The 25,887-nt window shown below is 58.2% G+C and carries 29 protein-coding genes; 7 read left to right on the forward strand and 22 right to left on the reverse strand.

Annotated elements, in window-relative coordinates; genetic code table 11:
* Positions 1-104: 104 nt before the first annotated feature.
* On the forward strand, positions 105-2,939 hold the full coding sequence (gene ppc, locus U5J94_RS13630; protein ID WP_322566165.1) for a phosphoenolpyruvate carboxylase: 2,835 nt from the start codon (positions 105-107) through the stop codon (positions 2,937-2,939).
* Between the two features lie 226 nt (positions 2,940-3,165).
* Here ppc and U5J94_RS13635 read toward each other — a convergent pair whose 3' ends face one another.
* The 8 genes from U5J94_RS13635 to pcnB all read right to left on the reverse strand — a co-directional run bounded on the left by U5J94_RS13635 (position 3,166) and on the right by pcnB (position 9,188).
* Positions 3,166-3,615 carry a DsrE family protein gene (locus U5J94_RS13635; RefSeq protein ID WP_322566166.1) on the reverse strand — a complete coding sequence of 150 codons (450 nt, stop codon included), beginning with the start codon at positions 3,613-3,615 and terminating at the stop codon, positions 3,166-3,168.
* A 592-nt stretch (positions 3,616-4,207) separates the two neighbouring features.
* On the reverse strand, positions 4,208-4,588 hold the full coding sequence (gene panD, locus U5J94_RS13640; RefSeq protein ID WP_322566167.1) for an aspartate 1-decarboxylase: 381 nt from the start codon (positions 4,586-4,588) through the stop codon (positions 4,208-4,210).
* Between the two features lie 116 nt (positions 4,589-4,704).
* Positions 4,705-5,580, reverse strand: a complete 876-nt coding sequence (gene panC / locus U5J94_RS13645) for a pantoate--beta-alanine ligase (protein WP_322566168.1) — start codon at positions 5,578-5,580, stop codon at positions 4,705-4,707.
* A 6-nt stretch (positions 5,581-5,586) separates the two neighbouring features.
* Positions 5,587-5,904, reverse strand: a complete 318-nt coding sequence (locus tag U5J94_RS13650) for a DUF4156 domain-containing protein (protein ID WP_322566169.1) — start codon at positions 5,902-5,904, stop codon at positions 5,587-5,589.
* Positions 5,905-5,961: 57 nt separating this feature from the next.
* Entirely contained in the window at positions 5,962-6,783 is an 822-nt protein-coding gene (panB, locus tag U5J94_RS13655) for a 3-methyl-2-oxobutanoate hydroxymethyltransferase (RefSeq protein WP_322566170.1), read from the reverse strand.
* A complete protein-coding gene (locus U5J94_RS13660) occupies positions 6,780-7,433 on the reverse strand; it encodes a deoxynucleoside kinase (protein ID WP_322566171.1) in 654 nt (217 codons plus the stop codon). Before U5J94_RS13660 ends, panB begins: the two co-directional genes overlap by 4 nt.
* Positions 7,426-7,917: a 2-amino-4-hydroxy-6-hydroxymethyldihydropteridine diphosphokinase gene (gene folK / locus U5J94_RS13665; RefSeq protein ID WP_322566172.1), complete on the reverse strand. Its 492-nt coding sequence runs from the start codon at positions 7,915-7,917 to the stop codon at positions 7,426-7,428. Before folK ends, U5J94_RS13660 begins: the two co-directional genes overlap by 8 nt.
* Positions 7,914-9,188 (reverse strand): polynucleotide adenylyltransferase PcnB, encoded by a 1,275-nt coding sequence (pcnB, locus tag U5J94_RS13670; protein WP_322566173.1) that lies wholly within the window; start codon positions 9,186-9,188, stop codon positions 7,914-7,916. Before pcnB ends, folK begins: the two co-directional genes overlap by 4 nt.
* A gap of 150 nt (positions 9,189-9,338) precedes the next feature.
* Between pcnB and traF the strand changes: the two genes are divergently transcribed.
* Positions 9,339-9,899 carry a conjugal transfer protein TraF gene (traF, locus tag U5J94_RS13675; protein WP_322566174.1) on the forward strand — a complete coding sequence of 187 codons (561 nt, stop codon included), beginning with the start codon at positions 9,339-9,341 and terminating at the stop codon, positions 9,897-9,899.
* Here traF and U5J94_RS13680 read toward each other — a convergent pair.
* From U5J94_RS13680 to U5J94_RS13690, 3 genes are all read right to left on the reverse strand, one after another.
* The gene (locus U5J94_RS13680; RefSeq protein WP_322566175.1) at positions 9,841-10,440 is read right to left on the reverse strand and encodes a DUF3501 family protein; all 600 of its coding nucleotides are present in this window, start codon (positions 10,438-10,440) and stop codon (positions 9,841-9,843) included. The two genes, traF and U5J94_RS13680, sit on opposite strands and share 59 nt — an antisense overlap.
* Before the next feature lie 173 nt (positions 10,441-10,613).
* The gene (locus U5J94_RS13685; protein WP_322566176.1) at positions 10,614-11,948 is read right to left on the reverse strand and encodes a heterodisulfide reductase-related iron-sulfur binding cluster; all 1,335 of its coding nucleotides are present in this window, start codon (positions 11,946-11,948) and stop codon (positions 10,614-10,616) included.
* A 94-nt stretch (positions 11,949-12,042) separates the two neighbouring features.
* Positions 12,043-12,465 carry a rubrerythrin family protein gene (locus tag U5J94_RS13690; RefSeq protein WP_322566177.1) on the reverse strand — a complete coding sequence of 141 codons (423 nt, stop codon included), beginning with the start codon at positions 12,463-12,465 and terminating at the stop codon, positions 12,043-12,045.
* 281 nt (positions 12,466-12,746) lie between these two features.
* Here U5J94_RS13690 and U5J94_RS13695 point away from each other — a divergent pair, with 281 nt between their 5' ends.
* The 5 genes from U5J94_RS13695 (at position 12,747) to folE2 (ending at position 17,107) form a co-directional block, all read left to right on the forward strand.
* The gene (locus tag U5J94_RS13695; RefSeq protein ID WP_322566178.1) at positions 12,747-13,025 is read left to right on the forward strand and encodes an exodeoxyribonuclease VII small subunit; all 279 of its coding nucleotides are present in this window, start codon (positions 12,747-12,749) and stop codon (positions 13,023-13,025) included.
* A 3-nt stretch (positions 13,026-13,028) separates the two neighbouring features.
* Entirely contained in the window at positions 13,029-13,916 is an 888-nt protein-coding gene (gene ispA / locus U5J94_RS13700; RefSeq protein WP_322566179.1) for a (2E,6E)-farnesyl diphosphate synthase, read from the forward strand.
* 81 nt (positions 13,917-13,997) lie between these two features.
* Complete coding sequence (dxs, locus tag U5J94_RS13705; RefSeq protein WP_322566180.1) at positions 13,998-15,893, forward strand: 1-deoxy-D-xylulose-5-phosphate synthase; 1,896 nt, start codon at positions 13,998-14,000, stop codon at positions 15,891-15,893.
* Between the two features lie 28 nt (positions 15,894-15,921).
* Complete coding sequence (queD, locus tag U5J94_RS13710; RefSeq protein WP_322566181.1) at positions 15,922-16,308, forward strand: 6-carboxytetrahydropterin synthase QueD; 387 nt, start codon at positions 15,922-15,924, stop codon at positions 16,306-16,308.
* Between the two features lies 1 nt (position 16,309).
* Entirely contained in the window at positions 16,310-17,107 is a 798-nt protein-coding gene (folE2, locus tag U5J94_RS13715; RefSeq protein WP_322566182.1) for a GTP cyclohydrolase FolE2, read from the forward strand.
* 105 nt (positions 17,108-17,212) lie between these two features.
* Here the strand turns inward: folE2 and U5J94_RS13720 are convergent, their stop codons facing one another.
* The 11 genes from U5J94_RS13720 to glyA form a co-directional block, all read right to left on the reverse strand.
* Complete coding sequence (locus U5J94_RS13720; protein WP_322566183.1) at positions 17,213-17,860, reverse strand: retropepsin-like aspartic protease family protein; 648 nt, start codon at positions 17,858-17,860, stop codon at positions 17,213-17,215.
* Positions 17,861-17,862: 2 nt separating this feature from the next.
* Positions 17,863-18,255: a hypothetical protein gene (locus U5J94_RS13725; RefSeq protein ID WP_322566184.1), complete on the reverse strand. Its 393-nt coding sequence runs from the start codon at positions 18,253-18,255 to the stop codon at positions 17,863-17,865.
* On the reverse strand, positions 18,252-18,740 hold the full coding sequence (locus U5J94_RS13730; RefSeq protein ID WP_322566185.1) for a phosphatidylglycerophosphatase A: 489 nt from the start codon (positions 18,738-18,740) through the stop codon (positions 18,252-18,254). The genes U5J94_RS13725 and U5J94_RS13730 overlap by 4 nt, the downstream gene beginning before the upstream one ends.
* Entirely contained in the window at positions 18,740-19,720 is a 981-nt protein-coding gene (gene thiL, locus U5J94_RS13735; protein ID WP_322566186.1) for a thiamine-phosphate kinase, read from the reverse strand. Before thiL ends, U5J94_RS13730 begins: the two co-directional genes overlap by 1 nt.
* Positions 19,721-19,961: 241 nt before the next feature.
* On the reverse strand, positions 19,962-20,399 hold the full coding sequence (gene nusB / locus U5J94_RS13740; RefSeq protein WP_322566187.1) for a transcription antitermination factor NusB: 438 nt from the start codon (positions 20,397-20,399) through the stop codon (positions 19,962-19,964).
* Between the two features lie 5 nt (positions 20,400-20,404).
* Positions 20,405-20,872 carry a 6,7-dimethyl-8-ribityllumazine synthase gene (ribE, locus tag U5J94_RS13745; protein ID WP_322566188.1) on the reverse strand — a complete coding sequence of 156 codons (468 nt, stop codon included), beginning with the start codon at positions 20,870-20,872 and terminating at the stop codon, positions 20,405-20,407.
* 12 nt (positions 20,873-20,884) lie between these two features.
* Positions 20,885-21,997 (reverse strand): bifunctional 3,4-dihydroxy-2-butanone-4-phosphate synthase/GTP cyclohydrolase II, encoded by a 1,113-nt coding sequence (ribBA, locus tag U5J94_RS13750; protein ID WP_322566189.1) that lies wholly within the window; start codon positions 21,995-21,997, stop codon positions 20,885-20,887.
* Between the two features lie 5 nt (positions 21,998-22,002).
* A complete protein-coding gene (locus tag U5J94_RS13755) occupies positions 22,003-22,659 on the reverse strand; it encodes a riboflavin synthase (RefSeq protein WP_322566190.1) in 657 nt (218 codons plus the stop codon).
* A 137-nt stretch (positions 22,660-22,796) separates the two neighbouring features.
* Positions 22,797-23,897: a bifunctional diaminohydroxyphosphoribosylaminopyrimidine deaminase/5-amino-6-(5-phosphoribosylamino)uracil reductase RibD gene (ribD, locus tag U5J94_RS13760; RefSeq protein WP_322566191.1), complete on the reverse strand. Its 1,101-nt coding sequence runs from the start codon at positions 23,895-23,897 to the stop codon at positions 22,797-22,799.
* A 14-nt stretch (positions 23,898-23,911) separates the two neighbouring features.
* Positions 23,912-24,427, reverse strand: a complete 516-nt coding sequence (gene nrdR, locus U5J94_RS13765; RefSeq protein ID WP_322566192.1) for a transcriptional regulator NrdR — start codon at positions 24,425-24,427, stop codon at positions 23,912-23,914.
* Positions 24,428-24,600: 173 nt separating this feature from the next.
* Positions 24,601-25,851: a serine hydroxymethyltransferase gene (glyA, locus tag U5J94_RS13770; RefSeq protein ID WP_322566193.1), complete on the reverse strand. Its 1,251-nt coding sequence runs from the start codon at positions 25,849-25,851 to the stop codon at positions 24,601-24,603.
* Between the last annotated feature and the right edge of the window lie 36 nt (positions 25,852-25,887).

A 25,887-nucleotide genomic window follows, 5' to 3' on the forward strand; every position in this document is an offset into this window, starting at 1 on the left:
CCAGCCTTTTCGGATCATACAGAAAAAATTCCGTCAAGGGACACACTCCTCAGTTTGGCGGCTATAATGTGCGGTCATTTTGTAACCGATACAGTCAAACCACCATGGCGGCAGAAAAAAAATCCTCGCAAGACGGGTCCCGTCAAACCGGCAGTCGGCCTGTGCACGACAAACCGTTGCGTTCCCGGGTCAAACTGTTCGGCAACATCCTTGGCGAGATCCTGCGGGAGCACGCCGGGGAGCAGGTGTTCAACGCCGTGGAGACCTTGCGCAAGGGCCATATCAGCCTGCGCAATACGGACAATCCGCACAAGCGCCACAAGCTGGCCGAGTATACCGCCACACTCGATGCCGAAACCCTCGTGCATGTGGTGCGCGCCTTCGCCATCTATTTCAGTCTGGTCAATATCGCCGAAGAGTCCTTCCAGCATCGCATGCGCCGTCGTGACGCCGCTAAAACCGGCCCTACCTGGAAAGGATCCTACCACGCCATATTAAAAGAGCTGGAAGGCGACGGCATCGAACCGGCGCAGATCCAGACCCTGCTGGATCGGCTGGCCTACATTCCCGTCTTCACCGCTCATCCGACCGAGGCGAAACGCCGCACCATCCTTGAGGCCCTGCGGCGCATCTTCGTGATCAGCGAAGAGCTGGACATCCCCGGCCTGACGCTTAATCAGCGTGAGGAAATCCAGGAAAAACTGCGCCGCCATATCCGGATCCTGTACAAAACCAACGAGGTCCGGGTGGACAAACCGCAAGTGCTGGACGAGGTCAAAAACGGGCTCTATTACTTCAAGGAATCGCTGTTCGACGCGGTGCCGGACACCTACCGCAATCTGGAAAAATCCCTTAACCACATCTACGGCCGTGACCATGGGGTGAGCGTACCAAGTTTCATTCGCTTCGGCTCCTGGATCGGCGGCGACCGCGACGGTAATCCGTTCGTCAAACCGCAAACCACCGTCAAGGCCGTCAACATGATGGCTCACGCCGCCGTGGAGGAATACGCCGAGCGCGTCCGCCGCCTGAGCCGGACCCTGACCCACTCTTCCCAGCTGTGTGAACCCAACGCGGCCTTTAACGACAGCCTGCAAGCGGATGAACAGCGCTATCCGCACATCTTTGCCGACCATCCTCACCGTTTTAAACAGGAACCCTATCGGCGCAAGCTGTTCCTCATGCACAAGCGACTGCAGGCGACCCTGGACAAGCTGCAGTCACGCATCGCCGATGCCGAGTATGTCGGACTGGGTTGCGGTTATATCAACGAACATGAGCTGCTCAAGGATCTCTATCTGATCCGCGATTCGCTCATCAGTCACGGCGACAAGGTCATCGCCGACGGTGAATTGCAGAACCTGACCCGGCTGGTGGAAACCTTCGGGTTCTATCTGGCCCATCTGGATATTCGCCAGGAATCGACCATCCACACCGAAACGGTCAGCGAAATCATTCACCAGATCGACGGCAGCGACTATAGCGCACTGGATGAAGATGGCCGGCTGCACAAACTGGCCGAACTGATTCGCCAGTCGCCCGCGGAGATCGACACCGAAAAACTGAGCGAGATGAGTCGGGAGACCTTCGAGGTGTTCCAGGTCATGACCCGTCTACGCGAAGAAGTCAGCCCGCACACCTTCGGCAGTTACGTTATCTCCATGACCCATCAGGCCAGCCATGTGCTGGAAGTGATGTTCCTCGGCTGGCTGGCCGGACTGGCCGGCTACCGTGACGGCAAGCCGTTCTGCCATATTCATATTTCGCCGCTGTTCGAGACGGTCAACGATCTGGCACATATCGAACCGGTGATGAACAAACTGCTGGATATCCCGACCTATACCGAACTGCTCAATGCCGCGGACAACACCCAGGAAGTGATGCTGGGTTATTCCGACTCTTGCAAGGACGGCGGCATTCTCGCCTCCACCTGGAATCTGTATCAGGCCCAGCAGCAGATCACCGCCCTGACCCAGCAACGCGGGATCCGCTTGCGCCTGTTCCACGGTCGCGGCGGCACCATGGGCCGCGGCGGCGGTCCGACCCATGATTCGATCCTGTCGCAACCGACCGGCACCGTGCACGGCGAGATCAAGTTCACCGAACAGGGTGAAGTGCTCTCCTATAAATACAGCAACCAGGAGACCGCCGTTTACGAGCTGACCATGGGCATTACCGGACTGCTCAAGGCCAGCCGCAACCTGATCGAACCACCGCCGCCGGATAATCCGGAATACCTGGATATCATGGCGCAACTGGCCAAAACCGGTGAACAACATTATCGCGAACTGACCGACAACACGCCCGGCTTTCTGGATTACTTCTACGAGGCCACCCCGGTGTCGGAAATCGGCCTGCTCAACATCGGCTCGCGTCCCTCGCACCGCAAGAAAACCGATCGCTCCAAGGAGTCAGTGCGCGCCATCGCCTGGGTCTTCGGCTGGGCCCAGTCGCGCCATACGATCCCCGCGTGGTACGGCATCGGCATGGCACTGGAAAAATGGGTCGGTCGCAGTCCGGAAAAACTGCAAAAGCTGCAGGAGATGTACCATCAATGGCCCTTCTTCCGCGCCCTGCTGAGCAATACCCAGATGTCGCTGTTCAAGGCCGACATGCACATCGCCCGCGACTACGCCGATCTGTGCAAGGACCCGAAAACCGCGGACACCATCTACAAGATGATCAACGCCGAGTACAACCGCACCCGCCTGCGCGTACTCGAGGCCGCCCGGCTGCAGGAGTTGATGGCCGAAACCCCCAACCTCGCCCTCTCCCTCACCCGACGCAATCCCTATCTGGATCCCCTCAACCAGATCCAGCGCATCCTCATCGAACGCTTCCGCGACGAGTCGTGCAGCGAGGAAGAACGCAACCACTGGCTCAATCCGCTGTTGCGCAGCATCAACGCTATCGCCGCGGGAATGCGCAACACTGGTTAATAAAAGATCTTCACCGCAGAGGCGCGGAGAAAAAATAATTTTGAATTTTAAATGTTGAATTGTGAATGGAAATCGTTCCTGAAATTCAAAATCTAGAATTCAACATTCAAAATTATATTTTCACACACTCTGCGCCTTTGCGCCTCTGCGTTACAGAGCTTTTTAAAAATAGAAAAGGGCCGGTAAACCGGCCCTTTGTGCAGTCGAGCTTGTCCGTAAAACACGGTTACGGACGAATGTAGGTGTAACCCTGTTCCTGCAGCTCGGTGATCCGGGCAACGCCGCCGGGAACCACTTCAACACCTTCGGCCAGGGCCGGCTTTTTACCTTTTTTGCTCTCGATCTTGGCCATGGTATTGGCGCAGGCATTGAAGTTGATATTCTGCATGGCCATGCTCTCAACGCGCGAGGCATTTGCACCGTTTTTGGTAAGCAGGCTCAGTCCCGGCCCATAGGCAACAATCTGCACGTCAACATTATCCATGCCGTACGCTTTTTGCAGGTTTGCAGCATTATTCAGGGCAATCTTCTGGGTGCGGGCATCATCCGTACTGACCTGGATAATCACCTTGTGATCCGGATCCATCGGCCCCGCCAGGGCAGTCTGCCCCAGAAAGACAGTAGCAAGTACAACCGAAACCAGTCCGCCTTTTACAAAATTCGTTACCGTATGCATACTCATTCTCCTTACAGCTCTTATGATATTTCGATCTATATCGTTATTATCTAATAGACGACACCGGGAAAACCTGCGTCGTTGTTCTGGTGGTAAAACATCCAGCTACCACTTTACAAAAACATTACCTTATAAGCGAATACCGATGCAACCCGCCAGCGAACAAATCAACCCGGCGCATTTTGATCAAAGCCTTTTCGGGGCACAACAAATTTATGTATGACAAAAAGATGCAGAAAATATGTAAGGAAGTTCATGTTATTTCGTCTAAATCGGGTTTTGCGCTGTTGGCGACATCCGAGATTGTCTTTAGCCGATTGCCGGACACCGCGTTGCTATGTCCGGCCTACCACTCTCTCATAATGGCCTCCTTATAGAACTTGCCGGTTCAAAGGAGGTCATTTTCTAATTAAAGTGACAATTTTCAATGTTGAGTTTTGAGTGACGGTATTCACTAACCAATTCAAAATTCATCATTCAGAATTCAAAATTACTTTACGTCCTCCGCGCCTTTGCGTCCTCTGCGTTATTTTCCAGAGCGTCAGGGGAAAGAGACATTACCCTGAAACTCGCCAACAAACGGGAACGAAGGTCAGGCGACCTGGACGGGGATGGTATTGCGGGTGTGGGTGATTTTGTTGTGCTCGTCGAGATAGACGAGTTTGGGCTTGTAGGTGGCCAGTTCTTTCTGATCCAGGCCGACATAGGCGCAGATGATGATCACATCGCCGGGATTGGCCTTGTGCGCGGCGGCGCCGTTGACCGAGACGATGCCGGAGCCGTCTTCGGCGCGGATGGCGTAGGTGGTAAACCGCTCACCATTGGTGACGTTGTAGATTTCGATCTGCTCGTATTCGCGGATACCGGAAACTTCCAGCAGTTTGCCGTCGATGGCGCAGGAACCTTCATACTCCAGCTCCGAGTGGGTTACCCGTGCCCGATGCAGTTTGGCCTTCAGCATGGTGGTCATCATGGTCCTGCGCTTCCTTCTCTGAATACGAGAATCTTTTCCGGACTGTTTATTTTAGCATGCCCGCCCGGGGCTTCCTACCAGACAAGGTCTTCTTTTATAAGGTGTTTTTAGCGCCATCACTTGACAGCGCCGGCGCCTTGCGGCTGCGAGGCGCCGATCCGCAGGTTGTCGATCAAGCGGACCTCACCGAGGCGGGCGGCACCCAGCACCACGGCCGGCGCGCCGGCGCGGGGAGGCCGCAGGGTCGTCGCATCGCGCACGCTGACATATTCGGGGGCGAACCCGGCATCCGCAAGCCGCGCCATCGCCGCCGCTTCCAGCGCACTCAAATCGGTCTCGCCCGCGCGCCACTGCTGGCCAACCCATTGCAGGGTGGCGTATAACTCGGGTGCCTGCCGGCGTTCGGCCGGTTTGAGCCCGCCGTTACGCGAGCTCATGGCCAGGCCGTCCGCTTCCCGGCAGGTCGGCAGGCCGGCCACTTCCACGGGCATATTCAGATCGGCCCCCAGTTTACGCACCACCAGCAACTGCTGATAATCCTTCTCGCCGAACAGGGCGATATCCGGCAAGACCGCCTGAAACAGCTTGGTCACTACCGTGGCGACGCCGGTGAAATGACCGGGGCGATGCGCGCCTTCCAGTTCCGAGGTCAGCTGCGGCACCTCCACCCGGGTCACAGCCTCCCGCCCTTGGGGATACATGGCCGTCTCGTCCGGGGCGAATACGGCCGCCACACCCAGCGCCGCCAACTGTTGCCGATCCTGGTCAAACGTGCGGGGATAGTGCCGGTAGTCCGTGGCGTCGTTGAATTGCAGCGGGTTGACAAAAATACTGACCACCACCCTGTCGCCCCGGCGCGCAGCCTCGCGCACCAGGCTCAGGTGACCTTCATGCAAATTGCCCATGGTCGGCACAAAGGCAATGCGCCAGCCGGCGGCCCGCCACGACAGGCTTTGCAACTGCATGTCGCGTACGGCATCGAAAATCCGCATGAACGCTTAGTCGGCCTGCTTGCACCGATAGACGTTATAGACCCGCTTGCCGTTCTCGATACCGGAGATGGCGACGATGGTATCGCCTTTGAGATCCACGGCATGGTTGCGCGCCAGGGTTTCCAACTCGTCCTGCATGGTCGCCTCCTTGCGCTCGACACCGGCCACGGTGGATTTGACCGAGACAGTGGTCTTGCCCATCAGCTTGCAACCTTCGACATGTTCCGTCTCGACTACCTTAACCTGTTCAGCAGCCGGATCCAGCTTGACCCAGCTACAACCCTGCAGGGCCACCAGTGCCAATACCACGAGAAGTTTTTTCATACTGTTCTCCAGAGAAACGTTGTTTTACTTAGAACCTTTCGTGTTCTCAAGGTTCGCTTATTGATAGGTATGCTCCGCTTGCGGGAACTCGCCGGCTTTGACCTGGCGCACATATTCCGCAATCGCCGCGTAAACGCCCTTGCCCGGGCCCAGTTCGCCCAGAAAGTCCTTTACGAAACGCAGCCGTTTACCCGGGGTAATACCCAGCAGATCATAGATCACCAGCACCTGGCCGTCGCAGCCGCTGCCCGCGCCGATGCCGATGGTGGGAATCGACACCGCAGCGGTAATCTGTGCGGCCAGTTGTTGCGGGATACACTCCAGCACCACCAGTCCCGCTCCGGCCGCTTCCAGGGCCACGGCATCCTCGATCATCTGCCGGGCGGCGTCGGCATCGCGCCCCTGAACCTTGTAACCGCCCAGCTCATTCACCGACTGGGGCAACAGCCCGAGATGGCCGCAGACCGGCACGCCGTTGTCAACCAGATGTTTCACCCGCGGTATCAGTGCACCGCCGCCTTCGAGCTTGACCATGTCGGCCCCGGCTGCCAGCAGAGCGCGGCCGTTTTCCAGCGCCAACGCGTCCGTGGTATCACTTTGATAGGGCATATCGGCGATCAGCAACGCCCGTTGCCGGGCCCGTGCGACATGACCGGTATGATAGATCATATCGGCCATGCTCACTGGCAAGGTCGAATCATGCCCCTGGATCACCATACCCAGCGAGTCGCCCACCAGTAATACGTCCACCCCGGCCTGTTCGCACTGACTGGCCAGACTCGCGTCATACGCGGTCAGCACCGCGATCTTCTCACCGCGCTGTTTCATCTCGCGCAACGCGCGGGCATCCGGGGGAGGTGTGGTATCTGTCTGAGTCATAATTCCAGCGGACCGGGATTGAAATAGTGCCTGCCGCTGCGGATTTTACTGATCTGCTCCAGCAGCAGCGCATAATCCTGCGCCTTGTTGGCAAAGTCAATTTCCGCGGCGTTGACGATCAACAGCGGCGATGCATTATAGTCATGAAAAAACGCCATATAACTTTCACTCAGCCGGTGCAGATAGTTGGGATCCAGACTGCGTTCATAAACGCGGCCGCGTTCGGCAATGCGCTTGCGCAACACCTCGACCGGCGCTTGCAGATAAACCACCAGATCGGGACGTGGGCCGCTCACCGCCATATGTTGATAGACCTGATCATAGAGCTTGAATTCCTCGGCATCCAGGGTCAGCTCGGCAAACAACCGATCCTTTTCCATCAGAAAATCGGCCACGCGTACCGGGGCGAACATATCGCTCTGTTGCAGGGTTTGGATCTGGCGCACCCGTTGAAACAGGAAAAACAGCTGGGTCTGCAGGGCGGCGGCACGGGGGTTCTCATAGAAACGTTCCAAAAAGGGGTTTTCGTCGGCACCTTCGAGAATCAGATCCGAGCCGAAAGAGTCGGCCAGGCGCCGGGCCAGCGTGGTCTTGCCCACCCCGATCGGCCCTTCCACCACAATATAACCGAGAGAACCGCTATCACGCATCGTGCAGACGCTCCGGCCGATCCGCCGCGATCCGGGACAGGAGCGCCTGCAGCGAACCGTGGCCCAAAATGGTGAAATCGGGCGCGACGATCTCCTGCAACGGGAACAACACAAAGGCGCGTTCAGTCATGCCCGGGTGCGGAATGGTTAAACGTTGATCGTTGATCGTTTCCTCGCCATAGAGTAACACATCCAGATCCAGGGGACGCGGACCCCAACGTTCTCCCTCGCGCACCCGTCCATGTGCCTGCTCGATCGCCTGCAAGGCATCCAGCAAGGCATGCGGTGACAATTCGGTCTCCAGGGCGACCACCGCGTTGATATAGTCCGGCTGATCGGCCGATCCCATCGGCGCCGAACGATACAACGAGGAGGCCGCGCGCAGCCGTGAGGCGCGCAGCTGTGCCAGTTCGTACATTGCCTGTCTCACCTGGGCGAGCGGATCATCGAGATTACTGCCCAGGGCAATGTAGCTGTCAATCATGTCTGTTTTTTCCGGCGCCGTCGGCCGCGTCGGCTTTTGGTACCCGGCGACACGGTCTGCAGCATTTCCCGCTGGATTTTTTCATCCGCCTGCTGAAACTCTGTCCACCACTCACATAATTCATCCAGCGGCTCACCGGCCTGTTTACGCAGCAACAGAAAATCATACCCCGCGCGAAAACGCGACTGCTCCAGCAGCCGGGCCGCCCGCTTGCCCTGACGTCTGACCAGACGCGCCTGCATCTGCCAGGTTTCCTTCATCGGCAGGGTGAAACGTTTGGGAATGGTGATACGCCGGGTCTGCTGTTGCACCACGTCCCGTCCCGCCTGGTGAAGAGCCTGCAGTTCGGATTCATCCTGTTCCCGCAACAGGGCCGCCTGCTGCTGAACCGGCGGCCACAACAGTACCCCGAACAAAAAGAACGGGGTCACCGGTTTTTCATCCTGAATGCGCCGATCGGTATTCGCCAGGCCCGCTTCGATAAAGCGCCGGGTATAGCCACCATCGGTTTGCAGCCGTTCGGCCGTCTGGGGAAACAGAAACTGGAACAGGCCGTATTTGAGCAACAATTCGAACGTCTGCACCGCATGCCCGGACATGAACAGTTTCAGCATTTCCTCGAACAGGCGCGCCGGCGGCACATCGAGCAGACGCTCGCCATGGCGGGCAAACATCCCCTCAAGTTCGGGATCGAGGCTGAAGTCCAGCTTGGCCGCAAAGCGCAGGGCGCGCAGCAAGCGTACCGGATCCTCCTGAATCCGCACATCGGGGTCCCCAATCATGCGCAAGCGCTGTTGTTCCAGATCCGCCATGCCGCCGGTGTAATCGACGATGGAAAAATCCTCGATGTTGTAATACAGCGCATTGACCGTGAAATCGCGACGAAAGGCATCTTCTTCCAGGGTGCCGAAGACGTTATCCCGCAAAATCATCCCATCGGTCATCACCCCGTCCTCGTCGCCGTCCCGATGCTGGGCCCGGAAGGTGGCCACCTCGATGATGTCCCGCCCGAAATGGACATGCGCCAGGCGAAAACGGCGGCCGATCAGCCGGCAATTGCGAAACAGTTTTTTGACATCCTCCGGCGTGGCGTCGGTCGCCACATCGAAATCCTTGGGCTGATGACGCAACAATAGATCGCGCACGCCGCCACCGACCAGATAGGCGGCAAAACCGGCCTTTTTCAACCGATACAGCACCTTGAGAGCATACTCACTGATATCGGCGCGGGAGACCGCATGGGCATTACGTGGGATGATTTCTGGCTGCAACGGGTGATAGCTCGTAATATACTAATTATTAAAGCAATTTGATTAGTGTCCGATAATAACAAAAAATCGGCAGAATCACGCACTTTTCGCCAACCTGTTCCCGGAACCGGATCGCCGGGACCCCTTGCCAAATAGAATAAAGAGGATGCCATGCGACTGACACGCCCGCTACTCACTGCCTCCCTGCTGGGATTCAGCCTGAACGCCGCCGCCCTGCCCTTTGCCACCTACGAGGCCCGCTCGGCCGGGATGGGCACCACCGGCGTGGCCAGCAGCAACATTGCCTCGGCCCCATTTACCAACCCGGCCATGCTCGCCGCCCAGCGCTTCGAGGATGATTTTTCTCTCACCGCCGGTGTCGGTGTGCAGGCGATTGATAACGAAAATCTGCTGGAGGACCTCGAGGACTTCAGCGATGCATACGATTCCGGTGATCTTGCCGGCATGGATGCGGCGGCCAGCCGTGCCGACGGCAAGCGGCTCGATGTGATCGGCAACGGCGCCCTGAATGTCGGCTTCTCGGCGGAAAAATGGGCCGGGGCGGTCAGTGCCAACCGCTATATCCAGGCCAACAGCGGTGTCCGATATCTCGGCACCAACGGCATCGATTCGGAGATCGATCTGGTCGGCCTGGAAGTGACCGAAATCGGCATCAGTTTTGCCCGCCAGTCTGGAAGTCGGACACCAGCGCCTTGCGGGTGTCTTCGCTGACCGGCGTAACGCTGGTTGTCAGGTTCTCGTGATCGACTCCCATGTTGATGGCGGCGCCGCCCTTGACCGCTTCGACCATGGCCGGTTCGAACTCAAAACGCATAAAGTGTACCGACGAAGTCTTGGTCTCGTCTTCACGTTCCATGTCCTCGTCGGCAATGGCATAAGCCTTGTCGTGGCCTTCGATCTGAACCCACACCTTGTCTTCCACACCGATCAGCTGGGTCAGCGCTTTTTTGCGCTCCTGTTCATCTTCGTATTCGATCATGAAGGTGGCTTTGAGGTTGCTGCCATCGGGAATTAACGGATTGTAGGCATCCAGCTCTTCCTGGATCCCTTCCTGTTCAAAAATGCGCTCAACCCGCAACATCTCCTGAATCTGGTACTGGATAGTCAGCCGATCCTCGAAGTACAGAGTCGCATTCTCCGACAGACGAACCTTGCGATACGTTTTATGCGCCAGCACCTGATTGCGGAAATCCTTGCGTTGTTTCGCATACTCTTCCAGCGACATCAGATCGTCACGTGTCAACTTATCCATTATCGAACCTCTCGAATCGGCTTGTGTATTCGGTCAACAACAAAGTAACTAAAATCTCACCACCAAGACACAAAGACACCAAGCAAAAAATTAATCTTCGTGTCTTGGCGTCTTGGTGGTGAGTGCTTTTCCTCGTCCCTCGTAACTCGTCCCTCGGCCCTCGGCCCTGTTGCTTATATGCCGTAAGCAACCCGTAGCAGGGTCATCGGGTGTTCGGGATGCGAACCGTCACGCAGGCCGTTTTCGATCTGGTGGCCGGCCATGACGCAGTCGCTGGTATAGTGGTCCGGTTCGGCCTGTTTGACCTTGTTGACCACCGGGCGGCAGATTTTCATGGAAATCTCGTGATACTCCTGTTTCACCGCGTAGGTACCATCATGACCGGAGCAGCGCTCGATGACTTCAATCTCGGTATCCGGCACCAGCTTCAGAGCGTCCCGGGTTTTCAGACCGATGTTCTGTACCCGCTGGTGACAGGCCACGTGATAGGCAACCTTGCCCAGTTTGTTGGGGAACTCGGTCTTCAGTTTGCCTTCCTTGTGGCGCAGCATCAGGTATTCGAACGGATCGTAAAAGGCCTGCTGGACTTTTTTGACATCCTCGTCATCGGGAAACATTAGCGGCAGTTCCTGCTTGAACATCAGCGCGCAAGAGGGAATCGGCGCGACCAGGTCATAACCTTCATCCACCAGTTTGGCCAGCACCGGAATATTGGCTTCCTTGGCCGCGGCAACCGATTCCAGATCGCCCAGTTCCAGCTTGGGCATACCGCAACACTGTTCTTTCTCGGCCAGCACCACCGGGATGCCGTTGTGTTCCAGCACGGCGACCATGTCTTCATTCATGCCCGGCTCATTGCGATTGCCGTAGCAGGTCGCAAACATGGCCACCTTGCCCCGGGTGGTCTCGCCGGGATCGGCCTGCATGTCGCCGCTGCCCTTGAAGCGCTGGCGATACGACTTACTTTCAAACCGCGGCAACGTGGCCTCGGCGTGAATGCCGGTGACAGGCTGCATCAGCTTGCGCAGCGGCTTGGTATTATTCACGGTATTGACGGTCTGGGCGACCACCGGGATGCCGGCGATCCTGCCGACCGTATCGGTCGAAGAGAGTATCTTGTTGCGGAAACTCGTACCCTCTTTTTTGAATTTGACGGCCTTGGCGCGCAACATCAGGTGTGGAAAGTCCACATTCCATTCGTGCGGCGGCACATAAGGACATTTGGTCATGTAACACAGATCGCACAGATAACAGTGCTCCACGACTTTCCAGTAATCTTCCTTGGCGACACCATCGACTTCCATGGTCTCGGATTCGTCCACCAGGTCGAACAACGTCGGGAAAGAGTGGCACAGGCTCACACAGCGACGACACCCGTGGCAGATATCGAAGACCCTTTCCAGCTCTTCGTTGAGTGCCTGTTCGTCATAGAACGACTCACTTTTCCAGTCAAGCGGGTGACGGGTTGGTGCATCGAGACTACCTTCACGAGCGTTTGAACCGGCCATGAGAGCTCCCCGTTGTTATTAAATTGGGTGAAACGGAATTTGAAAAACCGGGATCAGGGTTCTGATCCCGGCTCTTTTCAAGTGCAACGCCGGATCAGGAATCCAGGTTGTCCAGGGCCTTCTGGAAACGGTTCGCGTGAGAGCGTTCCGCCTTGGCCAGGGTTTCGAACCAGTCGGCGACTTCATCGAAGCCTTCGTCGCGCGCGGTCTTGGCCATCCCCGGATACATGTCGGTGTATTCGTGGGTTTCGCCGGCAATCGCGGCTTTCAGGTTGTCCCCGGTACCGCCGATCGGCAGACCGGTCGCCGGGTCGCCGGAGGCTTCCAGGTATTCCAGATGACCATGGGCGTGGCCGGTTTCACCTTCCGCAGTGGAGCGGAAGACGGCGGAGACATCGTTGTAGCCTTCGACGTCGGCTTTGGCCGCGAAGTACAGGTAGCGACGGTTAGCCTGGGATTCGCCAGAGAAGGCGTCCTTCAGACTCTGTTCGGTCTTGCTGCCTTTCAGTTCTGCCATTATCGTTTCCTCCATTTATCAAGAACTTAATGAAAAATCAAAAATTTAGACTCTGTCTAAATCGTGATACTAAAATAGACCAGCGGGGTCCCCCTGTCAAGACTCAGTCTAAATCCTGCGCTGGCGCCTTGCCCTGCTGCATGGGGCCGCACGGCGTCGATTTAAACCGTAGCGGGACAATGTCCTTGTTACGGGGCTGTTTTCGGCGGATAAATCCCCCTATCATTAGACCCTGCGCCCGAAATGCGCTGCAACTACCCGAACTTCAGAGTATATGTGCCGTGAGCCAAAAAGATAGTAAAAAGAAAACCAGTAAAAAGGCGACGGCCAAAACCGCCTCGCCCGATTTCGAAAAATCCCTGGCGGAACTGGAGGCGCTGGTGGAGCGCATGGAACAGGGGGATCAGACCCTCGAACAGTCGCTCAAGGATTTCGAACGCGGCGTGGCCCTGACCCGCAACTGCCAACAGGCGCTGAAAACCGCGGAACAGAAAGTCGAACAGCTGCTCCAGCAAAACGGCCAGGAAGAGCTGGCGCCTTTTGAACCGGACGACCAGTAAACCGTGACCGAGGCACTGATCGAACAGTGGCGCCAGCGCGCCGACAGCGCGCTGGATCGCTGGCTACCCGCGGCGGAGACCCTGCCGCAAAGCCTGCACCAGGCGATGCGCTATGCCGTGTTCAACGGAGGGAAACGGATTCGCCCGGTACTCACCTACGCCGCCGGTCGCGCTCTGGGCGTTGAATCCGACCAGCTCGATGCACCGGCAACGGCCGTGGAGCTGATTCATGCCTATTCCCTGGTCCACGACGATCTGCCGGCCATGGATGACGACGATCTGCGCCGCGGCCAGCCCACGGTGCACAAGGCCTTCGATGAAGCCACCGCCATTCTCTGCGGCGATGCCCTGCAATCACTGGCCTTTTACGTCCTGGCCCGGCATCTCGATCCGCACATTCCCGCCGAACAACGCCTGCAGATGCTCGATGATCTGGCGCTGGCCAGCGGATCGCGCGGCATGGCCGGGGGTCAGGCCATCGATCTGGGCGCCGTTGGCCGGGAGCTGAATGTCGCCGAACTGGAAAACATGCACGTCCACAAGACCGGGGCCCTGATCCGTGCCAGCGTCAAGCTCGGCGCCCTGTGTCGGCCTGGCATCGATAAACCCACACTCAAACAGCTGGATCACTATGCCAAGTGCATCGGCCTGGCGTTTCAGATCCAGGATGACGTGCTGGATGTGGAAGGCGATACCGAGACGCTGGGCAAGACCCACGGGGCTGATCTGGCTCGCAACAAGCCCACCTACCCCGCCCTGCTCGGCCTGGACGGCGCCAAAGAGCTGGCGGCCGAGCTGGTCGACGACGCCCTGGGCAGCCTGGCCACCTGGAATGACCAGGCCGAAGCATTGCGCTGGATTGCCCGTTATATCGTGCAGCGCAAACATTGATCATCACGACCGGCACAAACCCGGCGCAAGTTGCTATAATCACCCCCTTCATTCGCCACCTGTTCTGATGACCTGACCCCGATGTCCGATTCCGCCGTTTATCCGTTGTTGCACCGTATCGATACGCCGGCCGATCTGCGCGAATTCGAACAGACGGAGCTGCTGCCCCTGGCCGATGAACTGCGCCGGTTTTTGATCGAATCGGTCAGCCGCACCGGCGGGCATCTGGCCGCCAGCCTCGGCACCATCGAACTGACCCTGGCCCTGCATTATGTGTACGACACCCCCGAGGACCGGCTGGTCTGGGATGTCGGTCACCAGAGTTATCCGCACAAGATCCTCACCGGCCGCCGCGAGCGCATGTCGACCCTGCGCCAGAAAGACGGCATCAGCGGATTCCCGCGCCGTGAAGAGAGTGAATACGACACCTTCGGCGTCGGTCACTCCAGCACCTCGGTGAGCGCGGCGCTGGGCATGGCCCTGGCCGCCCGCCAGCAAAAAAGCGATCGCCGCGCCGTGGCGGTCATCGGCGACGGCGCGCTGACCGCCGGCATGGCCTTCGAGGCGCTGAACCACGCCGGCGACATGGACGCCAACCTGCTGGTGATCCTCAACGACAACGACATGTCCATCTCGCCCAATGTGGGCGGGCTGGCCAACCATCTGGCACGGATCCTCTCCGGCCGGCTGTATGCCTCAATGCGCGAGGGCAGTAAAAAAGTGCTCAGCGTCATGCCCTCGGTGTGGGAGCTGGCGCGTCGTGCCGAAGAGCATATGAAAGGCATGATGATTCCCGGCACCCTGTTCGAGGAGCTGGGTTTCAATTACATCGGCCCCGTCGACGGTCACGATCTCAATACGCTGATCAAGACCCTGCGCAACCTGCGCCAGCTCAAGGGGCCGCAGTTTTTGCACATTGTCACCAAAAAGGGCAAGGGCTATGCCCCGGCCGAGGACAACCCCTGCACCTATCACGGGGTACGGCCGTTCGATATCGACAGCGGCAAGCCCCATGCCGGCAGCCCGGCCAGCGGTCCCACCTACACCGAGGTCTTCGGCCAATGGTTGTGCGACATGGCGGCCGCCGACGAACGGCTGGTCGGCATCACCCCGGCCATGCGCGAGGGCTCCGGGCTGGTCGCCTTCTCCGAACAGTACCCGGATCGTTATTTTGACGTGGGCATTGCCGAGCAGCATGCGGTCACCCTCGCCGGCGGCCTGGCCGCCGACGGCATGAAACCGGTGGTCGCCATTTACTCCACCTTTTTACAGCGCGCCTATGATCAACTGATTCACGACATCGCGATCCAGAACCTCCCGGTGCTGTTCGCCATCGACCGGGCCGGCATTGTCGGTCCCGACGGCGCCACTCATGCCGGCAGTTTCGACTTGAGTTATCTGCGCGCCATCCCCAACTTGACCATTATGGCCCCTGCTGACGAGAATGAGTGTCGCCAGATGCTGAGCACCGGCTTCCAGCTGGAGAGCCCGGCAGCCGTGCGCTATCCGCGTGGTACCGGGATGGGCGTGGCTGTGGAGTCCGACCTGGCGCCGCTGGAAGTGGGTCGCGGCGAGCTGCGCCGACAGGGCAAGCGCGTCGCAATACTCTCCTTCGGCGCCCTGCTGGGCAACGCCCTGGCCGCCGCCGAAGCACTGGATGCCACAGTGGCCAATATGCGCTTTATCAAGCCGCTGGACACCGATCTGCTGCAACAACTGGCCACCGACCACGATCTGCTGGTCACCCTGGAGGACAACGCAGTTAACGGCGGCGCCGGCAGCGCGGTGAGCCAATGGCTGTCCGAACAACCCCACTCCGTACCCGTGTTGCATCTGGGGCTCGCCGACGCGTTTCTGGAACATGGCAGCCGGGAGCAGCTGCTGGCAACGGCGGGGCTGGATGAGGAGGGTATAATCCGGGCGATTATCGCGGTACTGGGCGCAGCGCCCCTTGCCAAACACGCGACACTCGCGTAAAGTCCGACTACTTCACTCAGGTACTAACATGGCGCCACGCTACACCATGACCATTGTCACCGACTTTGCCGCCGCACATTACCTGCGCGACTACGAAGGTGTCTGTAACCGGCTCCATGGTCATAACTGGAAAGTGGAAGTGCATGTGCAGGCCAGCGCCCTGGATCGGGTCGGCATGGGCATGGACTTCAAGGACATCAAGGATGCGACCCGCGAGTTGCTGGGCGGACTGGATCACTACAATCTGAACGATATTGCCCCGTTCGATCGTATTAACCCGACCGCCGAGAACATCGCCGCGTTTTTCCACAGCAAACTGTCGGAATCATTGAATTCCGATGTGGTGAAAGTGAACGCCGTGACGATCTGGGAAACCGATCGGGCCTGCGTCACCTACACAGAGGACGAGACTTGAAATGAATGCCGTAACCGACCCCATCGAAGACGTACAAAGCAGCGCCGACACCCGCCGGATTCCGATCAACAAGGTCGGCATCAAGGACATTCGTCATCCGGTGCGTATCCGCGATCGCAACGAGGGCGAGCAGCACACCGTGGCCTCGTTCAACATGTACGTCAATCTGCCGCACAACTTCAAGGGCACCCACATGTCCCGGTTCGTGGATATTCTCAATAACCACGAACGCGAAATTTCGGTGCAGTCCTTCAAGGAAATGCTGGCCGAGATGGCCGAGAAACTGGAAGCCGAGTCAGGCCACATCGAGATGGCCTTCCCCTACTTCATCAACAAGAAGGCGCCCATCTCCGGTGTGGAAAGCCTGATGGACTATGACGTCAGCTTCATCGGCGAAATTCACGACGGCGAGGTCCAGATGACGCTCAAGGTCATCGTGCCCGTCACCAGCCTCTGCCCCTGCTCAAAAAATATTTCCGACTACGGCGCGCATAACCAGCGTTCCCATGTCACCGTTGCCGCGCGCATCGAGGAGTTCGTCTGGGTCGAGGAACTCATCGAGCTGGTCGAGTCGGAAGCCTCCTGCGAGCTCTATGGCCTGCTCAAGCGCCCGGACGAAAAAGTCGTTACCGAACGGGCCTATGACAATCCCAAGTTCGTCGAGGATATGGTCCGCGACGTCGCCGCACGCCTGAACGCCGACAAGCGCGTCAGTTACTACGTGGTCGAATCCGAAAACTTCGAATCCATCCACAACCACTCCGCCTACGCGCTGATCGAAAAAGACAAAAAAGCCTGAGCCTCGCCACGCGAGGCAATGCTGAATTTTGAATGATGAATTTTAAATTACGACAAAGACTGCAATTCAGAATTTAAAATTCAACATTCAAAATTATCACTATCCTCACCATTTCTTTTTCAGCACCAGCCGCTCGCCGTCGCGTTGCATTTCAAGCTGGCCGAGGAAGGACATACCCAGCAGGATGATCCGGGGTGAGCCGCCTTCATGGACGATACCGGTGACGTTGTGCAGCTGGATATCGCCGACCTTGACCCGGTCCAGATTCACCTTGTAAGCCCGGGCCAGTCCATTGGCGGTGGAGACATGGATGGGATCACCGACCACCCGAAAGTCGATGCCCAGACGCCGGGCCTGGGCCTCGTTCATGGAGATGGCGCTGGCACCGGTATCCACTATAAAGCTGACTGACTGGTTGTTAATACTACCGCTGCCAAAATACATATCCTGCCGGCGGTAGATGACCGCCTCGGCCATTTCGGGTCGGGAGTAAGCCGTACTGATCTCGCTGCCAAGCTGATACGTTTCCTGCCGGCCATCGATTTCCAGTACCGCCTGCTCGCTGTCAGCGCGAATCAGCTTGATCCCCTGCGGCGTGGTATCCCCCGGCCGCAGGGTGTATTGCACCCCGTCGACCTCCAGGATCGCCATATCGCGAAACAGTCCCTGTATTTGCAAATCGGCGGCGTGGGCCAGCAGGCTCCCCGCCAACATCAGCGTTGTCAGCAACCATTGGCGAGACGAGTAAAACACCGTTAGCGCCGTTCTACCCGATAGCGATCGCCGCTAGCCTGTTGCAGATCGATACGTACCCGATCGGCAGACCAGCCGTGTACCTTGTCGTGCGCTTCCACCATCACTTCCGTCATGTCATCCGCAATCGCGATCCCCGACAGGCTCCGGGTAAACGGCTGCTCGTTGACATGCGGATGATGCAGGGTGCGATGACCGAGCTCTTTACCCTCGGGTGTCACCACCCGCCAGCCGTCGGCATAATGGTCCCAACCGGTGTCCGCATGTTTGAGGGTCACGTGGGCACGCCAGTTCTGTGGCGCCTGTTCGAGCAGTTCGACCTTGACGATTTCCACCTCCCCCGCCTGCGCCAGGGCACTCAGAAAAAACAGGCTGACTGTTATTATTCCTTTCATAAAGTGCCTCCTGTCAGATAAATGGTCAAATGCAATACGATCGAGGCGTACACCGCCGCCAGCAGATCATCCAGCATGATACCGATCCCGCCCGAGACGCGTCGATCCAGAAAACCGATGGGCCAGGGCTTCCAGACATCAAACAGGCGAAACAGGGCAAATCCCGCCACAATCCAGACCCAATCGAACGGCGCGGCAACCATGGTCAACAGATAACCGACAATCTCGTCCCAGACGATAGCCGGGTGATCATGCACACCCAGCCGCTGCGCGGTGGCCTGACAAAGATGAATGCCTATATATAAAAGGAATAGCGTGACCAGTAAATAGGCGACCGGCGTCAGCCCCGCCATCAACAGATAAACCGGAATCGCCACCAGGGTTCCGGCCGTGCCCGGCGCTTTCGGTGCCAGGCCGCTGCCAAACCCCAGGCTCAACAGATGAACCGGGTTCATTAACAATCGGGGATCAACCGGGGTTCGCATCAATTTGACTCGTTAAAATGGCGATAGCCCTGACCGGTTACAGGCCTCGGTCGGCCATCCTCCTCAAAACAACGTATTCCGGGTTCGGCCTCGATCCGCCCGATACAGGTCAACGGGCAAGCCAGTTGAGCGGCAAGCGCCTGGATATCCCCATGCCGTTTGGCCGGTGCGGTGAAACAGAGCTCATAATCATCACCGCCGATCAGCGGCAGATCGCCGAGCGCGGGATCAGCGGCGATCAGGTCATGGGCCGCAGACGACAACGGCAAATCGGCGTATTGCAGACCAGCACCGCAATCGGCCGCCGCGCACAAATGCCCGAGATCGGCCAGCAAGCCATCAGAGATATCGATACAGCTACTGGCAATACCGCGTAGCGCGATGCCCAGTGGCAGCCGGGGTTGAGGCCGGTTGAGCCGACGGCATAATGTCGCCTTCACTGAATCATCCGCTTGCAGCTGACCCTGCGCAATCCGCAAACCCAGCGCGGCATCACCGAGCGTGCCGGAAACCCAGATCTCATCATCCGGCGCCGCGCCCTCGCGTGTCAGGGCCTGCCCGGACGGCAGATAACCGGCGACCTGCACCGTGACCGTCAACGGACCGCGCGTGGTATCCCCACCAACCAGCTGCAGACCGTATTGCCCGGCCAGATCCGCCAGGCCCCGGCTGAACGCCGCCAGCCAATGGTCATCACCTTGTTCGAGCGTCAGCGCCAGCGTCAGCCAGGCCGACTGGGCCCCCATCGCCGCCAGATCACTGAGATTCACTGCCAGCGCCTTCCAGCCGATGTCATAAGGATCGGTATCAAGCGGAAAATGCACCCCCGCCACCAGCGTATCGATCGCCACCACCAGCTGCTGACCCGCGGGCGGATCGATCAACGCCGCATCATCGCCAATCCCCAGCACCACATCCTCACGCCCGGGCGTAGCCTGGGCGAAATAACGGGTAATGATGTCAAATTCGGAAAGCGGCATGATTAGACTATTATCAATTCAAATAATTTTACCGCAGAGGCGCAAAGAACGCGGAGAAAAATACTTTATAACAGTAACATTGATTGTCGTTCCTGAGATTAATCAGGCTGTTCACTTATATCCTAATCCAGTAAATACAGTGCACCTTTATAAGGTATGATATTTCATTGCTAACACAAAAATCGGAAAAAATTATTATAATTATTCTCTGCGCCCTCCGCGTCTCTGCGGTGAAACGCTGTTATCTTTTTTTCTGGGCCTGCATTTCTATGCCGCGCAGTTCCGCGGCGAGTTTGTCCATGACGCCGTTGATGAACTTGTGGCTGGCTTCGGCGCCGAAGGTTTTGGCCAGTTCGACGGCTTCGTTGATGATCACGCGGTAGGGGATTTCCGGCCTGAATTTGAGCTCGTAGGCGCCCAGGCGCAGCACGGCTTTTTCGACCGGGTCGATCTCGTCGTAGCTGCGCGTAATATAGGCCATAATGGATTGATCGAGCTGCTCGCTATGCTCGGCCACGCCATTGCTCAGCTCGCGAAAATAGGCTTCATCCACATTACGTATTTGCTCGCCAACAGCATAGTCGCCAATGATCTTGTCGATCGTGTTCCCGGACATCTGCCATTCATACAGGCTCTGCATGGCAAGGCGGCGGGCACGGCTACGGGGATTGGGTTTCATCGAGGTTACAGATTCTTCAGCAGGTTGACCATCTCGATGGCCGATATGGCCGCCTCGGCGCCCTTGTTACCGGCCTTGGTGCCGGCCCGTTCGATGGCCTGTTCGATCGTATCCACGGTCAGCACACCAAAGGCCACCGGCACATCCTGTTGCAGCATCACCGAGGACATGCCCTTGACGCATTCGCCGGCGACATAATCGAAATGGGGCGTGCCGCCGCGAATCACCGCACCCAGGGCGATGATGGCATCGTACTTTTTGCCCTGCGCCATGCGCTGTACCACCAGCGGCAATTCATAGGCCCCCGGGACGCGCACGATCTCGATATCGTTCTCGCTGCCGCCATGGCGGATGATAGTGTCCACTGCGCCCTGCAGCAGGCTTTCCACCACAAAGCTGTTAAAGCGCGCCACGGCCAGCCCGAAACGCGCGCCTTTGACGACCAGCTCTCCTTCCACGGTTTTCATTGTCATTGTACTTTCCTGTTATTCCCCGTAAACGTATTCCACCACTTCCAGGCCAAAGCCGGAAAGGGCATGCATTTTTTTCGGCGCGCTCAGTACACGCATTTTCTTCACGCCGAGTTCCGTCAGAATCTGTGCGCCGATCCCGAAGGTACGCAGATCCTCGCCCGATTCGTAATGTGGCAGATCGTGACCCTGATCCTGCTCATTATACTGTGTTATGTGCGATACCAGGGTCTCCGACTCCTCGGCCAGGCGCAGGATAATCACCACACCCTCCCCTTCATCGGCAATGCGCCGCATGGCATCGCTCAGTGGCCAGCCACAATCGTCGCGCTGGCTGCCGAATATATCGCACAGGGTATCTTCCACATGGACCCGCACCAGCACCGATTTTTTCGGATCGAGGTCGCCCTTGACCAGCGCCAGGTGGACCTGTCGATCGATGCTGTTTCGATACGCATACAGATGAAAATCACCATAACGGGTCGGCATGTTACACGCGGCAGCGCGCACGATGGTCTTCTCGTTGCGCATACGATATTCGATGAGATCCGCGATCGTGCCGATCTTCAGATTGTGCTCGGCGGCGAATTTTTCCAGATCCGGGCGCCGGGCCATGCTGCCGTCTTCATTGAGGATCTCGACAATGACCGAGGCCGACTCCAGCCCGGCCATGCGCGCCAGATCGCAACCGGCCTCGGTATGCCCTGCCCGGGTCAATACCCCGCCCGGCTGGGCCATCAGGGGAAACACGTGACCGGGCTGTACCAGATCCGACGGTTTGGCATCGGGGGCCACGGCGGTCTGGATCGTCACGGAACGATCCGCAGCGGAAATGCCAGTCGTGACGCCTTCCGCCGCTTCGATGGAGACGGTGAATGCCGTGGCATGGGCTTCGCGGTTCTCCGTGACCATCGGCGGCAGGCGCAGCCGCTCGCAGCGCTCTTTGCTCAGGGTCAGGCAAATCAGGCCACGGCCGTATTTGGCCATGAAGTTGATCGCCTCGGGCGTCACCTTTTCCGCGGCAATAATCAGATCACCTTCATTCTCGCGATCCTCGTCATCCATCAGGATCACCATTTTGCCCTGGCGGATGTCTTCGATAATCTCTTGTGTACTGTTCAGTGCCATAAGTCCTACTTGATAAAACCGTGTTCGGCAAGCAACGCCTCGGTCACACCCTGACCTGATTGTGCCGCTTTGTCACCCAACAGTAAACGTTCCAGATAACGGGCGATCACATCCACTTCGAGATTAACCCGCTGACCTGTTCCAAAATCACCCATGGTGGTTTCCACCAGCGTGTGCGGTACGATATTCAGATCAAACACCGCGCCCTCCACCGCATTGACCGTCAGGCTGATGCCATCGACACAGATCGACCCTTTGGTCGCGATGTAACGGGCCAGTTCATCCGGCGCCCGGATGCGGAATTTCACCGAGCGCCCGGCATCGGATCGTTCGATCACCTCGCCAATACCGTCCACATGCCCGCTGACCAGATGACCGCCCAGATGGGTGGTTGGCGTCAACGCTTTTTCCAGATTCACTTTGCTGCCGCTCTGAATATCGGCAAAGGTCGTGCGCGACAACGTCTCGCCCGAGACATCCGCCCGGAATCCGTCGCCCGGCAATTCCACCGCCGTCAGGCAGACGCCGTTGACCGCAATGCTGTCACCGAGTGCCACATCGCCCAGCGGCAATTTGCCGGTCTGGATGCACATTTGCGTATCAGAACCTTTCGATTCGATAGCAGCAATCTTGCCCACCGACTGTATGATTCCCGTAAACATGGCCTGTGCATTTTCCCCGGTTTTGCGCTCCCAGACAGTATATCTGCGAGTCCAGATCAGTAAAGCTCACCACCAAGACGCGAAGACACGAAGGAAGAAATTAAATCAATAAACTTTGTGTCTTGGCGTCTTGGTGGTTAGTTTTTTCTCACTTCCGCCGTGATTCGCCAGTCTTCTCCAATGGCACGAATATCCTTTATCTGCAACTGCAACTGATCGGCCATGTTCTCCAACCCCGGCAGGTGAAACAGGCCGCGGGCAGCGTCACCGAGCAGGGTCGGGGCCATGTAGATGATTAACTCATCGACCAGGCCTGCTTGCATCAGTGCGCCGGCCAGGGTGGCGCCGGTTTCCACGTGCAGTTCGTTGATTTCCATCTCGCCGAGTTGATCCAGTACCGCCCCCAGATCGACGTTGTTATGTGCGTCCTCGGGAACCGTGATGACCTCGGCACCCGCGTTGCGAAGGGCGTCGCGGACGGATTCCTCCTCACTGCAGGTCATGATCACCGTTTTACCCGGCTGCTGCAAAATCGTCGCATTGGCCGGCGTGCTCAGGTGGGTGTCTACGATAACCCGCAAGGGCTGGCGTTCGGCCTGTTCAAGGCGCACGGTCATGGACGGATCATCGGCCAGCACGGTGCCCACCCCGGTGAGGATCGCCGAACTGCGCGCCCGCCAGTGTTGCACATCCTGCCGCGCGGCCGCGCCGGTGATCCACTGGCTCTCGCCCGAGGCCATGGCCGTGCGGCCGTCCAGGCTCATGGCCAGTTTCAACCGCACATAGGGGCGACCGCGCTGCATGCGCCGGATAAAACCGGGATTGAGTTGCCGGGCCTGCGCTTCCATCAGACCACTGTCCACGGCAATACCGGCGGCCTGCAACTGGCTAATTCCGCCGCCATCGACCTGCGAATGGGGATCGCGCATCGCCACCACCACGCGGCTGACACCGGCCTGGATCAGGGCCTCACTGCAAGGAGGTGTCCGCCCGTGATGACAGCAGGGCTCCAGGGTGACATAGGCCGTGCTGCCGTTGGCCTGCTCGCCGGCCGCCTGCAGGGCATGCACTTCGGCATGGGCTTCGCCGGCCCGTTCATGCCAGCCTTCGCCGATGATGGCGTTAGCCCGCACCAGCACGCAACCGACGCGGGGATTGGGATCGGTGGTATACAGACCCCGTTCGGCCAGTTGCAGGGCGCGGGCCATGTAACGGTGATCATCGGCGCTGAAGCTCATCGGGGAAGAGTCGCTTATTGTTTCTTGTCGTCGTCATCCGGCAACAGGGATTGTTGCTGGCGTTTCATTTCCGGTGAGGGGACGCTCTGGAGCTTTTCGATCTCTTCCTGGAAGGCACTGACATCCTCGAAACTGCGATACACCGAGGCGAAGCGCACATAGGCGACCTGATCCAGATCGCGCAATTCCTGCATGACCAGCTCACCGACCTGCTTGGAGTCGATCTCGCGCTCGCCCAGGGCTCGCAACTGTTTGAGGATACGGTTCAGAGCGTCTTCGATGGCGTCGGTGTTGACCGGCCGCTTCTCCAGCGCTCGTTGCATCCCGGCACGCAATTTATCCTCATCAAATGGCTCGCGCCGGCCGTCATTCTTGACCAGCCGGGGCATCACCAGTTCGGGGGTCTCAAAGGTAGTAAAGCGTTCATGGCAACTGAGGCACTCGCGCCGCCGACGCACGGCAGACCCCTCGCCCGCCAGGCGCGAGTCGATCACCCTGGTATCCTCGGCGCCACAGAACGGACAATGCATCGCTCAGTGCCGAGGGACGAGGGACGAGGGACGAGGAACAAAATATTTCTGTGTCATATCACTGTTTCCCGGTTCCATGAATCATCAACATCGTCGCAGCAGCCAGAAAAAATGATCAAGTCTGTAAGCACCATTTTTCCACCTCGTCACTCGTCCCTCGTAACTCGTCCCTGTTACTTGTAGACCGGGAACCGCTGGCAGAGATCCAGGGCTTTCTTCTTGGTCTCGGCAATCACTTTCTCATCGCCCTTGCTGTCGATGACATCGCACATCCAGCCGGCCAGGTCGCGGCTTTCCTGCTCGCCGAAGCCGCGGGTGGTCGCGGCCGGGGTACCGATGCGGATACCGCTGGTGACGAAGGGGGATTGCGGATCGTTGGGCACGGCGTTTTTGTTAACGGTGATGTTGGCGCTGTCCAGCCAGGCGTCGACATCCTTGCCGGTCAGTTCCTGCTTGATGAAGCTGACCAGAAACAGATGGTTTTCGGTCCCGCCGGAGATCACCTCGAAACCACGCTGCTGAAAGACCTCGGCCATCACCTTGGCGTTTTTGACCACCTGTTGCTGATAGGTCTTGAACTCGGGCTCCAGGGCTTCCTTGAAGGCCACGGCCTTGGCGGCAATGACATGCATCAGCGGGCCGCCCTGGGTACCGGGGAACACCAGCGAGTTGAGCTTCTTTTCAACATCCGGGTTGGATTTGGCCAGGATGATCCCGCCGCGTGGCCCGCGCAGGGTCTTGTGGGTGGTGGAGGTGGTCACATCGGCGATGTTGACCGGACTGGGATAAACGCCGGCGGCGATGAGACCGGCCACGTGGGCCATGTCCACCATCAGCCAGGCACCGACCATGTCGGCGATCTCGCGAAAACGCTGCCAGTCGACCACCTGGGAATAGGCACTGAAGCCGGCGACGATCATCTTCGGCTTGTGCTCTTTGGCCAGCTGTTCGACCTCGTCATAATCGATGAAGCCCTGCTCGTCGATGCCGTACTGCACGGCGTTGAAAATCTTGCCGGAGAAATTGACCTTGGCACCGTGCGTCAAATGCCCGCCGTGGGCCAGGCTCATACCCAGTATCGTGTCGCCAGGCTGCAGCAGCGCCAGATAGACCGCGGCGTTGGCCTGCGAGCCGGAATGGGGCTGGACATTGGCGTAATCGGCGCCGAACAGCTCCTTGACCCGATCAATGGCCAGTCGCTCGGCCACGTCGACATATTCACAGCCGCCGTAATAGCGCTTGCCGGGGTAACCTTCGGCGTATTTGTTAGTCAGTACTGATCCTTGAGCCTCCATGACGCGGGGGCTGGTGTAGTTTTCGGAGGCAATCAGCTCGATATGCTCCTCCTGGCGCTGCGCCTCGTTCTGCATCGCCGCCCACAGTTCGTCGTCATAGCCCGCAATGGTCATGTCACGTTTAAACATCAATTACTCCCGGTTCAGATAAAATTCAATGAATTC

Origin of the sequence: Thiohalophilus sp. (assembly GCF_034522235.1) — a bacterium.
In the GTDB taxonomy this organism is placed as follows: Bacteria; Pseudomonadota; Gammaproteobacteria; order UBA6429; family Thiohalophilaceae; genus Thiohalophilus.